This window comes from Acinetobacter sp. ANC 5045 (genome assembly GCF_004331005.1).
Lineage (GTDB): Bacteria > Pseudomonadota > Gammaproteobacteria > Pseudomonadales > Moraxellaceae > Acinetobacter > Acinetobacter towneri.
This window is the reverse complement of record NZ_SJNS01000001.1, coordinates 593,479-607,952: the sequence shown is the minus strand read 5'-3', so window position 1 is coordinate 607,952 and position 14,474 is coordinate 593,479. Positions and strand designations below refer to the sequence as shown.

At 41.1% G+C, this 14,474-nt stretch carries 12 protein-coding genes; 3 read left to right on the top strand and 9 right to left on the bottom strand.

The window, feature by feature from the left end; genetic code table 11:
* Positions 1-112 precede the first annotated feature (112 nt).
* The 5 genes from E0H79_RS03000 to E0H79_RS02980 all read right to left on the bottom strand — a co-directional run bounded on the left by E0H79_RS03000 (position 113) and on the right by E0H79_RS02980 (position 4,635).
* On the bottom strand, positions 113-373 hold the full coding sequence (locus E0H79_RS03000; RefSeq protein WP_131260779.1) for a hypothetical protein: 261 nt from the start codon (positions 371-373) through the stop codon (positions 113-115).
* Positions 374-382: 9 nt separating this feature from the next.
* The gene (locus E0H79_RS02995; RefSeq protein ID WP_104852495.1) at positions 383-601 is read right to left on the bottom strand and encodes a hypothetical protein; all 219 of its coding nucleotides are present in this window, start codon (positions 599-601) and stop codon (positions 383-385) included.
* Between the two features lie 123 nt (positions 602-724).
* Positions 725-1,594 carry a lysophospholipid acyltransferase family protein gene (locus E0H79_RS02990; RefSeq protein ID WP_131260792.1) on the bottom strand — a complete coding sequence of 290 codons (870 nt, stop codon included), beginning with the start codon at positions 1,592-1,594 and terminating at the stop codon, positions 725-727.
* Between the two features lie 297 nt (positions 1,595-1,891).
* The gene (gene aspS / locus E0H79_RS02985; protein ID WP_131260778.1) at positions 1,892-3,676 is read right to left on the bottom strand and encodes an aspartate--tRNA ligase; all 1,785 of its coding nucleotides are present in this window, start codon (positions 3,674-3,676) and stop codon (positions 1,892-1,894) included.
* A gap of 209 nt (positions 3,677-3,885) precedes the next feature.
* On the bottom strand, positions 3,886-4,635 hold the full coding sequence (locus tag E0H79_RS02980; protein ID WP_131260777.1) for a DUF4184 family protein: 750 nt from the start codon (positions 4,633-4,635) through the stop codon (positions 3,886-3,888).
* Positions 4,636-4,782: 147 nt separating this feature from the next.
* Here E0H79_RS02980 and znuD point away from each other — a divergent pair, with 147 nt between their 5' ends.
* Complete coding sequence (gene znuD / locus E0H79_RS02975; RefSeq protein ID WP_131260776.1) at positions 4,783-6,924, top strand: zinc piracy TonB-dependent receptor ZnuD; 2,142 nt, start codon at positions 4,783-4,785, stop codon at positions 6,922-6,924.
* A gap of 105 nt (positions 6,925-7,029) precedes the next feature.
* A complete protein-coding gene (locus E0H79_RS02970) occupies positions 7,030-8,493 on the top strand; it encodes a phospholipase D family protein (RefSeq protein ID WP_131260775.1) in 1,464 nt (487 codons plus the stop codon).
* A 68-nt stretch (positions 8,494-8,561) separates the two neighbouring features.
* Here the strand turns inward: E0H79_RS02970 and E0H79_RS02965 are convergent, their stop codons facing one another.
* The gene (locus tag E0H79_RS02965) at positions 8,562-9,014 is read right to left on the bottom strand and encodes a hypothetical protein (RefSeq protein ID WP_004975032.1); all 453 of its coding nucleotides are present in this window, start codon (positions 9,012-9,014) and stop codon (positions 8,562-8,564) included.
* 183 nt (positions 9,015-9,197) lie between these two features.
* Between E0H79_RS02965 and E0H79_RS02960 the strand changes: the two genes are divergently transcribed.
* On the top strand, positions 9,198-9,668 hold the full coding sequence (locus E0H79_RS02960; RefSeq protein ID WP_004975035.1) for an RcnB family protein: 471 nt from the start codon (positions 9,198-9,200) through the stop codon (positions 9,666-9,668).
* Between the two features lie 78 nt (positions 9,669-9,746).
* On the opposite strand, the gene E0H79_RS02955 is transcribed toward E0H79_RS02960, so the two are convergent.
* The 3 genes from E0H79_RS02955 to E0H79_RS02945 form a co-directional block, all read right to left on the bottom strand.
* Complete coding sequence (locus E0H79_RS02955; RefSeq protein ID WP_004975036.1) at positions 9,747-10,256, bottom strand: phosphate-starvation-inducible protein PsiE; 510 nt, start codon at positions 10,254-10,256, stop codon at positions 9,747-9,749.
* A 138-nt stretch (positions 10,257-10,394) separates the two neighbouring features.
* Positions 10,395-12,176, bottom strand: a complete 1,782-nt coding sequence (locus tag E0H79_RS02950) for an acyl-CoA dehydrogenase C-terminal domain-containing protein (RefSeq protein WP_131260774.1) — start codon at positions 12,174-12,176, stop codon at positions 10,395-10,397.
* Between the two features lie 219 nt (positions 12,177-12,395).
* Positions 12,396-14,198, bottom strand: a complete 1,803-nt coding sequence (locus tag E0H79_RS02945; RefSeq protein ID WP_131260791.1) for an acyl-CoA dehydrogenase C-terminal domain-containing protein — start codon at positions 14,196-14,198, stop codon at positions 12,396-12,398.
* Positions 14,199-14,474: the final 276 nt, after the last annotated feature.

The window sequence follows — 14,474 nt, the reverse complement described above, 5'->3', positions numbered from 1 at the left end:
CAGAAAAATGAGTCGTTCTCGCTGTTCTAAACTAAGTGGTACAGAAACAATTCGAGGCATGTGTGAACATCTGTTAACTAAAAAAACTTTTTCGCATGATTAGTTATTTTTGTCAACTTAATGATGAAAAATTTTGCAGCTCTTTTGTCGAAAGTTCTTTAAACTTCCAAAGCTTACCAAATGCAAATTTTGTATCAATATTTAAGTCAATATATTCGATAGATGGGTCAACTATTAGTGTATTTTTACTTGAGTTTAAAACAGCAAGAGTTACTAAATGCTTGCTTTTTGCTAGAGTATGCGCAAGCGCGAGAGTAATTTTTTCAGCCCCCCCCTTACCTAAATCATCTACTATAAATAAAATTTTTTTCATTTAAAAAATTTACTCTTTATCCGCATTCCCCGCCAACACCATATAAATCAGCCCCACAAAAATCACAAACGCACCGCCAATAGAACTTAAGCTAAAGTACAAAATGCGGTCATTAGTGTCTAAGGCAAACAGATTGTTGGCCAGAATATAACGCATGAATAACCATTGAGCGACAGCAAATACAATTAGCATAATGCCACGATTACGAACTGCAGGACGCATAGCCATAGTAATGCTCAACTTAAAACTCAAAACGAAGCGCTATTATGCCATTGTTGAAAATTGATCTCAATTGAATAACCTAAATCTTGGTTTTATACGTGCAAAAAGAGCAAACGTATTTAAAAAAATCTACTCTTTACGGTACATATTGACATTGCCCAAGCAATTTCTAAAGCGCTTGTATGACCAAATATATTGCTCAGGTGCTTGTTCAATCATATTTTGCATTGAAAGGTTTAGACAGTCTACAGAGTGTTGTAAATCTTGAGACAGAATAGCATCTGGCAATTTTTGACAGTGAATATTGAAATATCTTAAATTTGGACTTCGAATACAGCTTAAACCAATAATATTGCACTGTGTTTTTGCTGCAAGCTTGGAAACTAGTGTGATGGATAAAGTCTTTTTCCCAAAAAAAGCAGAATATATACCACCAGATGGCTTGGGTAAATGATCTGGTAAAATGACTGTTAAACCGCCGTGTTTCAAATGTTTAAAAATAGAACGAATACCAGTTTCATTGGTGGGTACTAAAGTGGCATTAAATTTTTCTCTAGCTTCTAGTAAATATCGGTTTATCCCTTTGTTTTTATTGGGCTTATACATAATCATGGGGGCTGTATATACACTGAGCCATGCATTGAGTAACTCCCAGCAACCAAAATGAGGAACTACCACGATAACTCCTTTTTTATTTGCAAGAGTGTCAGTTAAAACCGTTTCACCATAAACATTTTTTAGCAGATTCAAACTGTAATTTGGTGGCATTCCCCAGCATTTAATAAACTCTAGATAACTGAGACATTGACTTTGTACACTCTTTTTTATGAGCTGTTCTTGTTCGGCAGATGAAAGCTTTGGATAAGCCAGTTTAATATTAATTGCAGTGATGCGTTTGATAGATAAATTAAAATAATAAATAAGACCAGCAGCCATCATTGCAATTGCTTGCAGCAGGCGTAACGGAAAGACAGATATTATTTTTAAAATTAAGTACATCAGACAGCCGATCTCAAAATATAAGGTACAAATGAAGCATAAATTTTGCAGTGAACGCGAACGTGCTTGTTTCACAAGAAAAATGATCAGAAGCCTTAAAACAAAATAAAATGAGGTATGAAATTGAATTATTCAATGTTATTCATAATTAGGCAGTTTAGCATAGTGCAGTGTAATCGTTTTGCTATTAGCCAAGTAAAGTAATTATTATTTTTATTGTTCAACTTGGAATTTATCCAAATTGAAGTTAATAAAAAACCCTGCAAATTTGCAGGGTTTTTCTGAAACGCTCAAAACTTATTCTTGAGATTCTGCTTTGGGTTTTTCACGTAAGCGAATACCCAAATCACGCAATTGAGTGGCTTCAACTGGAGCAGGTGCTTGAGTCAATGGACATTCAGCTGTCTTGGTTTTCGGGAAGGCAATCACATCACGAATAGACGATGCGCCTGTCATCAACATCACCAAACGGTCTAAACCAAATGCCAAACCACCGTGCGGAGGTGCACCGTATTTCAACGCATTCAGTAAGAAGCTGAATTTCTCTTCGGCTTCTTCTTCTTCAATACCTAAAGCTTCAAAAATCGCTTTTTGCATTTCTAAAGTATAAATACGCAGTGAACCACCACCAATTTCAGTACCGTTCAATACCATGTCATACGCGACAGATAAAGCTTCACCAGGGTTGCTTTTCACATCTTCAACGCTTGATTTTGGTAAAGTGAATGGGTGATGCACAGAGGTCCATTTACCATCATCAGTTTCTTCAAACATTGGGAAGTCAACCACCCAAAGCGGTGCCCATTCACAAGTTGCAAGGTTTAAATCGTGACCGATTTTGACACGAAGTGCGCCCATCGCATCGTTGACCACTTTGGCTTTATCTGCACCAAAGAACACGATGTCGCCATTTTCTGCGCCTACACGTTTTAATAAATCAAGCACGATTGGCTCAATAAATTTCACGATTGGAGATTGTAAACCTTCAATGCCTTTTTCAAGTTCATTGACTTTAATATACGCCAAACCTTTTGCACCGTAGATGCCAACATATTTGGTGTATTCATCAATCGCACTACGTGGCAATGAACCCGCACCAGGCACACGAAGTGCAACAATACGACCTTTCGGATCTTTCGCTGGGCCAGCAAATACTTTGAACTCGACGTCTTGCATCAAGTCTGCAACATCTACCAATTTCAGTGGAATACGCAAGTCTGGCTTATCAGACGCATAATCTCGCATCGCTTCCGAATATGGCATACGTTGGAATTTGTCGAATTTCACGCCTAGAAGTTCATCGAACATCTTCACGGTCATGCCTTCCATCAAATCCATAATGTCATCGTCACTCATGAACGATGTTTCAATGTCGATTTGAGTAAATTCAGGCTGACGGTCTGCGCGTAAATCTTCATCACGGAAACATTTAGCGATTTGGTAGTAACGGTCAATACCGCCCACCATCAACAATTGTTTAAATAATTGTGGAGATTGTGGCAGGGCATAGAAGCTACCGTTAGATACACGGCTTGGTACTAAATAGTCACGCGCACCTTCAGGCGTTGCACGTGTTAAAATTGGTGTTTCAACATCCAAGAAACCATGATCGTCTAAATAGTTACGAATTAGGTTGGTGACTTTAGAACGGAAACGTAAGCGATCTAACATTTCTGGACGACGGATGTCCAAGAAACGGTATTTCAAACGAATTTCTTCTGAAATGTTGGTATTTTCATCGTTCAATGGGAACGGAGGCGTTTCAGATGCTGCAAGAACTTCAATTTCCTTGCCTAAAACTTCAATTTGTCCACTGACCATATTAGCATTTTCTGTGCCTGCATAGCGACGACGTACACGACCTGTGATTTTTAATACAAATTCTGAACGTGCTTTGTCTGCAGTTGCAAATGCTTCTGGAGTGTCTGGGTCAATTACGACTTGCACAAGACCATCGCGGTCACGCATGTCTAGGAAAATTACACCACCGTGGTCACGACGACGGTGTACCCAACCACACAGGGTCACGGTTTGATCAATTTGAGCTTCGGTTAAAGAACCGCAATAATGAGTTCGCATCATAGCGTTAAAAATCCAACTATATGGGTTAAGGAAGCGAATACGTAAACAGCGCACCGCCTTTAGCAAAGGTAGGATTATGCCTCTTTGGGCATGTGGCTACAAGAACCTGCTGCAAAAACAGTGGGTTTTTACAAGGAATGTGTCTGAAATAGGATAATGCAGCAAGATTCAGGATAAAGTGATGAGCTTTGACTTTATTTTATCTACCCTTACCGATCCAAAAACAAAAATAACAGACAACCTAAACTGAACATGAGTAATGCCCCTTGGCTAAACTCATTGATGGCACGTCCCATAAAGTAATACAGTTCGGCTTGCCAGGTCGCATCGGGGATATAACGCGCATAATCCCAAAGTGAAAACCCACCACATACAATCGACAAGAGAATGAGAGCGATGGCATAAACGCGAATTTTAGTGCTTACAGAACTGACCTGCCGATGCTTGCGATAATAATGCAGGCTCATCCATAACAAAAAAGGCAACGCCAAAATAGAACTGCCAATTTGTAGTACGCGATGCATCGGATAAATACCTGTGCCTAATTGTACCGATTGCGCTAAAAAATCCTGAAAGGCAAAACTACGAAAGTCGTGATGGGTTAAACCATCCCAAATTAAATGGGTGGCATTGCCAATCAGTAAGGCGAGAATCAAGCCACCTACAAACCCAAGTACAGATTTTATCGTGTTTAGATTTAACGGGTGATGGATTCCCACAAAGCGATACAATGCAGGGCGATAGAGTAAATACCACAGTGCACAAAAGACAAGACCCAATAATAAATTCGGATACAGCAATGCCGACCATAAATGTGGAGTGGGATCGTGACGCAAAGTAAACAGGCGGTGTAAATCTGGCAACATCGTGCCTATAGCGAGTGCAGCGATGGGCAGACGTTGTCCTGAAAGCTTGGCGAGTGGTGGGGCAAGTACCGCATGTGAGAGCGTAAAGGGCATACCAATTCAAAGTAAAGAATATAAAAAATCAAAATAAATTGTGCTGAATAGCTTAATTGAGAATACAGAATAACAATGTTTTTTATTGCAATGTTAATGAAATGTTATATTATAACATTAATTATTTTGCTAATTTGAGCATGGGTCATGTCGTTCCATAAAAATTTAATAACACTTTCCATTTTTTCAGTGCTGACACCTGCAGCATTCGCCAATACTCAAAGCAGTAGCACACAACTGGAAACCATTCAGTTACAAGCACATCCTTTGGTGCAAACTGCGGCAGATTTTGCAGTGGCAGATCATGTGATTGATCAAAAAACTTTGGCAGAACGTAGTACCACCATTGGTGATGCGATGGCAGATGAGCTAGGCGTATATTCCAATCAATATGGTTCAGGCTCTAGCCGTCCAGTAATTCGTGGACAAGATGGCCCACGGGTTAAAGTGCTGCAACATGCTTCAGAAACTGCCGATGTTTCTACACTTTCACCTGACCATGCCATTACCGTCGATCCAATTTTAGCCAAGCAAGTTGAAATTATTCGTGGCCCATCAACATTACTTTATGGTGCAGGAACGGTTGGTGGCTTAGTTAATGTGACCGATCAAAAAATTCCAACTCAAATGCCAAATAATGGTTTAGAAGGACAGGTGGGTTTACGTTACAACACGGGTAGCGATGAAAAGCTAGTGAGTGCGGGGGTAACTGCAGCACTCAGTGATCAATTTGCGCTGCGTATTGAAGGTTCAAAACGTAAAGCCAATGATTACATTACCCCAAACTATTGGGTAGAGCATCATCATACAGAAGTACATGTTGAACCAGATGGCTCAACCCATACACATGAACATGAAGAGTTGGTAAAAGAACGCCGTGTAGACAATACCTTTGCCGAAGGCCAAACGGTGAATATTGGTGGATCATGGATTCATGACCGTGGTTTTGTGGGGTTGTCGTACAGTAACCGTCAGAACAAATATGGTTTGCCAGGGCATAGTCATGAGTATCATGATTGCCATCCACATGGAAATAAATTGCATTGCGGAAGTCATGACCCTGCACCACAACCAGATCCACATGACGAACACGAACATACACATGGTGGCCCGTGGATTGATTTGGAATCACACCGTTATGATTTACGTACCGAGCTTGATCAGCCTTTTGCAGGTTTTGATAAACTACGTGCGCACGCCAGCTTTACTGATTATGAACATGATGAATTAGAAGAAAATAAAGTTATCAGTAACTTTAGAAGTAAAGGCTATGATGCGCGTTTAGAATTGGTGCATAAACCCCTTGCAGGTTGGGAAGGTGTGTTTGGTACACAGTATAGTCAGCAAAAAATTGATTTAACTGGACAAGTAGAACAACACGGCGATCATTCTCACGAAACCGTACCTATGCCTGATACCAAAACTCAAAAATATAGTTTATTCGGTTTAGAGCATAAACAATTTGGCGATGTGCATGTTGAACTCGGTGCACGGGTTGAACATCAAAAAATTGATGTCGATGCTCAGAAAAAAGATTATTCAGATACAGGTGTATCTGCTTCTGCCGCAGCCAACTGGCAGTTTGCACCGAACTATAAATTATCCCTTACAGGTTCACATCAGCAGCGTTTACCATTGGCGCAAGAGCTTTATGCCAATGGAATCCACTTTGCAACCAACACCTATGAGCGTGGGAATGCGAATTTAGATGTGGAAAAGTCGAATAATTTAGAACTTGGTTTGCACTATGAAGCTGACAAACTCGATTATTCATTACATGTGTATCATAACTGGTTTGATAACTATATTTATGGTGCGACTACTGACCATAAGGAAACTTTCCGTTTAATTGATTATCAACAAGACAAAGCCAAGTTTTATGGTACAGAAGCCAAGCTAGGGTATCAGATTAGCTCAGATTATAAACTCAGTGTGTTTGGTGATTATGTGCGTGGTGAAATTGACAATCAAAATGCACCACGTGTACCTGCAGGGCGTTTGGGGACTAAGGTGGATGCCAACTTTGCCGACGGTTGGTCGGGTATGGCGGAATACTACCGTGTATTCAAACAAGACAAAATTGCTGCTTATGAGCAAGAAACAGCAGGCTATAATATGGTCAATGTTGGTGTGGCTTATGCGGGCAACTATGCCAACAAACAAGATTACCGTGTGTATTTTAAAGCCAACAACTTGCTAGATGATGAAGTGTATTCACATACATCGTTCTTGTCGAATATTCCACAAGTGGGTCGTAACTTTACAGTCGGCGTGGAATTTGGCTTCTAAAATTCAATTTGCCTTGAGCAGGATGTCTGCGTGAAAACACAGAAATCCTCTTGAAAATCCAAACAATTAAACCTAGTCTGAGCGCATCGGACTAGGTTTTTTGTTATGCGTATCTTTCAGCGAATTCATCAAAAATTGAATTGGTCGCCTCGGGCGTATGTGGGACTTATTATAAGTTTTCTGGCTTTAGGTTATTTGGCGTCTGCGACCTACCACAGCTTAAAACCATTGCCCGAAGGGCTGAATTACACTGGAAAGTTACGTCATGCGCCTATTAAATTTATTGCCGATCAGACCTATATCGACGCGCAAGGTGTTCAGCAACAACAGCATCAAATTTTTAATGAAATTTTAGAGCTGGTTGATGCAGCACAAAGCACCATTGTATTGGATATGTTCTTGTTTAATCCTGAAGTGGGAACATCTAAACAGCAGCATCAGCCACTGACACAGCAACTCACCGATGCTTTAATTCATAAACGTCAGCTGCAGCCAAATATTGAAATCAAAGTCATTACTGATCCCATTAATTCGGTATATGGTGGCATTGCACCTGAACATTATCGTCAATTGCGTCAGGCAGGTATTGATGTGATTGAAACAGATTTAACCCCGCTGCGCGCATCGAATCCGCTGTGGTCGGGGTTTTGGTATCTCTGCTGTCAGGGCATTCCAAATAATGCTGAAAAGGGTTGGCTACCCAGTCCTTTCGGCAAAGATAAAATTACCTTACGTAGTTATTTCAGCTTGCTTAATTTTAAAGCCAACCATCGTAAAACCATGGTGGTCGATACCGCCGAAGGCTGGAAAGCATTGGTCACGTCGTTTAATCCACATGATGGCAGTTCACGTCATTCTAACAGCGCTTTATTGGTGACGGGCAATACCGCAGTAGATGTGTTGCAAACAGAACAAGCCGTCGCGCGTATGTCGCAGGGCAATCTGTCTGGGGTGATTGTGGGGGAGTTTGAGGCAGATTCGTCTTATCCTCAAGTGCAAGTCATCACTGAACAAGCCATTTTAGAGGGCAGTTTGACACTGATTCGGCAGACCAAAGCGCAAGAACATCTGGATTTGGCGATGTTCTATTTATCGGAGCGACAAATCATCAAGGCACTGATTGCTGCACAGCAACGTGGCGTACAGGTGCGGGTATTACTCGACCCGAATAAAGATGCTTTTGGACGTGAAAAAAATGGCATTCCAAACCGACAGGTGGCGGCAGAATTACATGCTGCAGGGGTGAAGGTACGTTGGTGTAATACCCAAGGTGAGCAATGCCACAATAAAATGCTGATGAAATCGAATGCCACACAGGCTGAGTTGATTTTAGGTTCTGCTAATTTCACCGCACGTAATTTAAAAAACTATAATTTAGAAAGCAACTTGCGTGTGGTCGGACAGGTGCAAGACCCTGTATTTCAGGATGCTCAACACTATTTTAATACCGCATGGTCAAACCTTGAGGGTAAAAATATGAGTGTGGATTATGCGGTTTATGCCGATGAGTCGAAGTGGAAATATGCGCTGTATCGCTTTATGGAATGGAGTGGTTTATCGACCTTTTGATTTTTTAATTGTATGCCTTGAACTCAAAAATCCCTCTTATTGAAAGAGGGATTTTTTTGAGCCGAATATTACTTTACAGGATTTGGCGGCACCATTTCATCCAAATCTTTATCACTCATTTGATCTAACTCGGCAATATCGGTTTTGATTTTCCATTGTGCTTCATCATCCACAGGATTCGGTAAACGCGCTTCTAACCAATCACAAACCACATCTGGGCTAAATTCTGGATGGTTGCATTGAATTACCCACGATAAAAAATCTTTGGCTTCACCATTCATATACGGTGGCGGTGAAACAGGTAAGAATTGAGTCGGCAAGCGCTCATCTCTGGAAATATAATTCAGCACATGTCCCAATTCCTGCACAGTTTGCCATGCTAACGGATGTTCTACATCAATTTGAAATTTGAACCACCATGCATGCTGACCGTCTGAACCATAAGCGTCTACACGGGCTTGCTGTACACTCGGAACTTTGCAGAAAAACTGATGAAGGCGGTCAAAATTTAATTCAGGCACGAGGTTTCATCCAATTTCAAAAAAAATGTATCTTAGCATAGGGGTTGGAGATATTTCATAAATGGCGAGCCGTGTCGGTGAAATCTGCGGAGACGAAAGTTTAAAATTGCTGATTTTTTATTCATTGTTTATCCTTAATTTGAGCTTAGAATAAAAATATGAAAAAAAATAGGAGTGCTAGATATGAAAGTGGCGATTTTAACTGCATTGAGTGGCATGCTATTTTTAGGTGTGTCGATGCAGAGCTTGGCCGAAACCAATCGTTGGGCAGGATATACAGGCGTCAATACACAGCGTGATCAGCATCGTCCTTATTCGCCACAACATCGTCCTGCTTATCCGCAGCATCGACCTTATCATTCACAGCAACCCTATTCCTATCCACCACATTATCCATACCATCAACGACCTGTGCCGCAGTGGGGGCAGCCCACGATTCGTAGTGGCATCAATATTCAATACAATGCGCCAAGTACTGTGCAATATAACCACCAAAGTTACAGTTGGGTAAATGGTGAGCCAAGTAGCGCACATATTGAAAGTTCGACCTATCGTGTGGTGACCGACTGGCAGCACTTGGGTTTACCCGCTCCGCCACGAGGTATGTACTGGATTTTTGAACATGGGCGTTATGTGTTGGTGGCAAATCGTTGAGAAAAAAGTGAAATCATAGACATCAATGCTTCTAGATATTGAGTATCTAGAAGCATTTTTTTGACCTATTTTAGATTTTTACGCCAATTCATCATCTTCTGGGCGAGGGGTTTTGCCTTGTGCTAAAGGCTTTTCACTGTGCTTGTCTCGAATAACGGAAGGGTAATGCCAAGATGCAAAACGCACCACTAAAATTGCAGCGGCTAAAATTAAAATTGAACCAGTAATAATCACTAAGTCGAGATCAGCTTTATGGTCGTGTTGAATATCTGAAATTAGCAAACGGGTTAGTGCGGTAATGGCAATATAAATTAAAAAACGCACAGGCATGTGATTGGTTTTAAAATAAATACCCACCATTGCACCTAGTTCTAAATAGATAAAAAGCAATAAGATGTCATCAATAGTGGCATATTGTTTGATGGTGAAAATATCAATTACCGTATGTCCAGCAGACCAAATGACCATACAGCCAATGATAAAGAGCGCAAGATAATGAAAACTTTCTACAGCCCAATTGCCATATTTGTCTAATAGGCTTTCAACTGCTTGAATATTTTTATCTATTTTTGAACGACGTACTGCCATTTTCACCTCCTGTTTGAGTATGGATATTCAGACTTCAACAAAGGTGATGCAAATTTCATGCACAAATTAGAATAGGGATATAAAATTTAGTACAAAAAAACGCCTGATGATTCAGGCGTTTTTGCGATAATGTATTAATTAAGACTGGTTAGTGAAGTAATCTTCGCTGAAGTTCATCACCACTTCTGCACCCGCTTTCACTTTGGTAATGCGTAAAGTCAGTTCTGGCAAAATACGTTGTACAAAGTACAGTGCCAATGACAATTTGTTTTGATAGAACTCACCCTCTTTTTGCTTGGCTGCATTGGCAATGCGCGCAAACATATATGAGAAGCTGAGCAAACCTACCGCATGTAAATAATCAACTGCTGCTGCGTTCGGGAAATCTACATTTTCTTTGGCTGCATTTAAAACGTATTGTGTAACAGATTCAACTTCAGTCGCTGCATCTAAAGTTGCATCTTTAATGAAGTTGAGGTCTGCATCTAAACCATTGGTAAAGTCACGGATTTCTGCAATGTATTCTGCAATAAATTCGCCATTACATTTAATGGTTTTACGACCAATCAAGTCTTGCGATTGTACGCCGTTAGTACCCTCATAAATTTGGGCGATACGTAAATCACGAACACATTGCTCCATACCCCATTCACGGATATAACCATGACCACCGAAGCACATTTGCGCATCAAGTGTCGCATTGAAAGCAGTATCGGTTAAGTAGGCTTTGGCAATTGGGGTTAACAGTGCAACACGGTCATTGGCTTTTTTCACAGCTTCTGCATCGGTAGAGAATTTAGTGATATCCAATTGTTGACCCACATATACCGCAAATGCACGTGAAGCTTCGTTATTGGCACGTGCATTGAGCAGCATACGACGCACATCGCCATGCACCAAAATGCTATCCGCTGCTTTGTTTGGTGATTTTACGCCCGATGCACTACGGCCTTGAATACGGTCAGTCGCATATTGCGCAGCATTTTGATAGGCAAATTCAGATGCACCTAAACCTTGAATTCCCATAGACAGACGTTCGTAGTTCATCATTACGAACATGGCAGCCAAGCCTTCGTTTTCTTTGCCGACCAAGTAACCTTTGGCACCATCAAAGTTCATCACACATGTTGCAGAGGCTTTAATGCCCATTTTGTGTTCGATTGAGCCTGGACCTACTGGGTTGCGCTCACCCAACGAACCATCTTCATTCACCAAGAATTTTGGCACGATGAATAAAGAAATACCGCGCGAACCTGCAGGGGCATCAGGTGTTTTTGCTAAAACCAAGTGAATGATGTTTTCCGCAAGGTCATGATCACCACCTGTAATAAAGATTTTGGTACCTGTGATGTTGTATGTACCATCTGCATTTGGTTCAGCTTTGGTTTTAATAATCCCTAAGTCTGTTCCTGCATGCGGTTCAGTCAAACACATGGTACCTGACCATTCACCTGAGTAAATTTTAGGTAAATACGTTTCTTTCTGTTCTTGTGATGCATAACTGCTTAATGCCATGCCTGCACCGACAGATAGCAGTGGATACAACATGAAGGATGGGTTGGTGGCAAACAGCATTTCATCTGACAATACTGTCAGCATTTTTGGCATGCCTTGACCACCCCATTCTTCATCTGCGCCTAAACCAATCCAGCCGCCTTCGGCATATTGTTTAAATGCTTCTTTAAATCCAGCAGGTGTGGTGACTTCGCCATTGTTATAGGTCGCGCCTTCTTCATCACCGCTACGGTTAATAGGCAACGTCACATTTTGGGCAAATTTTGCCATTTCTTCCAAAATTGCTTCAGCCGTTGCAGCATCAAGGTGAGCGAGGTTTTCATTGTTTTGCCAGAATTGTTCTGCATTGAATACATCATTTAAGATGAATTTCATATCGGCAAGTGGGGCATTATAAATTGGCATGTGAGTTCACCTGTTTATTGTTTGAATCTTGATTCGTTGAGTTCAGTGTAATCTACAATTGTGAATGTTGTAGACCACTAAAGCGAAAGAATGCTTTATTTATAAAGAAAAAGGACTGTCAATGCTATGACCGTCCTTTCTCAATTTCTGTACTCAAGAGTACAACATTTTGAATATCCCGCTAAATATGTTCAATATTTAGCGAGTTTCAATTTTCGCTTAGAAAGCAAAGTGTTCAGCATCTAATGCAAATAGTGGCTCTACACCTGTTGCAATCACGTCTACGTGTGAGCGAACACGTGGCAAGATTTTCTTGAAGTAGAAACGTGCAGTCGTCACTTTAGCATTGTAGAAGTCTACATCGGTTGTGCCTGCTGCAAGTGCTTCTTGAGCGACCAATGCCATACGTGCCCATAGGTAAGCTAGTGTTACATAACCAGAGAAGTACATGTAGTCTACTGCTGCAGCACCTACTTCCTCAGGGTTTTGCATTGCACGCATACCAATTTGCATGGTCAAATCGCCCCATTCTTTATTGAGCGCTGCGAGCGGTTCAACAAATTCTTGCATTGCTGCGTTGTCTTTGTTGGCTTCTGCAAATTTATGGATGATTTTGGTGAAGTCTTTCAACATTGCACCTTGTGTACCCAAAACTTTACGACCTAACAAATCGATTGCTTGAATTTCAGTTGTACCTTCGTACAAGCATGAAATACGTGTATCACGCACAATTTGTTCCATGCCATGCTCAGAAATGAAGCCATGACCGCCGAAGACTTGCACACCATGTTTTGCAGATTCAGAACCTGTTTCAGTTAAGAATGCTTTTGCAATAGGCGTCAATAAAGACAAGATGTTGTCAGAGAACTTACGTTCTTCTTCAGTTGCACCTTGTTCAACGATATCTGCGTGTAGAGACAACAGATACACTAGTGCGCGACCACCTTCAGCAAACGCTTTTTGAGTCAATAGCATATTGCGTACAGCAGGATGCACAATAATTGGATCTGCTTCTTTTTCAGGAGCTTTCGGACCAGAAAGTGAGCGCATTGCTAAACGGTCTTTGGCATAAGTCAACGCACCTTGGAAAGAACCTTCAGATGCTGCAAGACCTTGTACCGCTGTACCGATACGTGCAGTGTTCATGAACGTGAACATGCAGTTTAGACCACGGTTTTCAGGGCCAATCAAGAAACCTTTCGCATTATCAAAGTTGATGACGCAAGTTGCATTGCCATGAATACCCATTTTGTGTTCGATTGAACCACAACGTACACCATTACGCTCCCCTAAAGAACCATCTGCATTCAGGTTGAACTTAGGAACGATGAACAGAGAAATACCTTTAGTTCCTTTAGGTGCACCAGGTAAACGTGCCAATACGATGTGCACGATATTCTCTGCCATGTCATGTTCACCAGCAGAGATAAAGATTTTCTCGCCCGAGATTGCATAGCTTCCGTCGGCCTGAGGTTCAGCTTTAGTACGGATAATACCCAAGTCAGAACCTGCATGAGATTCGGTTAAACACATGGTACCTGTCCACTCACCTGAAACAAGCTTTGGCAGATAGGTTGCTTTTTGTTCATCTGAACCGTGGTGTTCTAAAGTACGTACAGCACCATGAGAAAGACCTGGGTACATGCCCCATGCCCAGTTTGCTGTACCTACCATTTCTGAAATCACGTTTCCTAGAGAAACAGGTAGACCTTGACCGCCGTATTGTTCTTCAGCAGAAAGAGACGGGAAGCCAAGTTCGATATATTTTTGATACGCTTCTTTAAAGCCCGTTGGTGTAGTCACCACGCCATCATTCCAAGTACAACCTTCACGGTCACCGCTTTGGTTGATTGGAGAAAGTTCATTTTCACAGAAATCTGCTGCAGCTTCCAAATATTGGTCAACCAATTCACGGCTTACGTTTTCTTGGAATGCAGGTAATTTTGCATAGTGATCTTCGGCATTTAATAATTCATGCAAAACGAATTGCATATCACGTAAAGGCGCTTTGTATTGTGGCATATCGGTTTCCTCAATACTGGTTTGACCAGCGTTATATTTTAAATGGATTTCAGCACATGCCTTCTCAGACATGCCATGTTGGAATGGTTGTAATCGTGCAACATCTTCTAATTCGGTACAAGCATCTGCATAGCATTTCTTGGTGACTGTAAAGTCAAAGATTTTTACCTTGAAATGGCTAAGTTGTTTGAGTGTAAATAGTTTTGCTGAATTTGAAATGATACAAATAGTCAAAACCGTAAAGAGATATGTCCAATAAAAAAGGCGCAATTTGCG

Coding starts and splice junctions, on each gene's coding strand:
- E0H79_RS03000 (WP_131260779.1), bottom strand. CDS start 373: ATGAAAAAAATTTTATTTATAGTAGATGATTTAGGTAAGGGGGGGGCT.
- E0H79_RS02995 (WP_104852495.1), bottom strand. CDS start 601: ATGGCTATGCGTCCTGCAGTTCGTAATCGTGGCATTATGCTAATTGTA.
- E0H79_RS02990 (WP_131260792.1), bottom strand. CDS start 1,594: ATGTACTTAATTTTAAAAATAATATCTGTCTTTCCGTTACGCCTGCTG.
- aspS (WP_131260778.1), bottom strand. CDS start 3,676: ATGATGCGAACTCATTATTGCGGTTCTTTAACCGAAGCTCAAATTGAT.
- E0H79_RS02980 (WP_131260777.1), bottom strand. CDS start 4,635: ATGCCCTTTACGCTCTCACATGCGGTACTTGCCCCACCACTCGCCAAG.
- znuD (WP_131260776.1), top strand. CDS start 4,783: ATGTCGTTCCATAAAAATTTAATAACACTTTCCATTTTTTCAGTGCTG.
- E0H79_RS02970 (WP_131260775.1), top strand. CDS start 7,030: ATGCGTATCTTTCAGCGAATTCATCAAAAATTGAATTGGTCGCCTCGG.
- E0H79_RS02960 (WP_004975035.1), top strand. CDS start 9,198: ATGAAAGTGGCGATTTTAACTGCATTGAGTGGCATGCTATTTTTAGGT.
- E0H79_RS02955 (WP_004975036.1), bottom strand. CDS start 10,256: ATGGCAGTACGTCGTTCAAAAATAGATAAAAATATTCAAGCAGTTGAA.
- E0H79_RS02950 (WP_131260774.1), bottom strand. CDS start 12,176: ATGCCAATTTATAATGCCCCACTTGCCGATATGAAATTCATCTTAAAT.
- E0H79_RS02945 (WP_131260791.1), bottom strand. CDS start 14,198: ATGCCACAATACAAAGCGCCTTTACGTGATATGCAATTCGTTTTGCAT.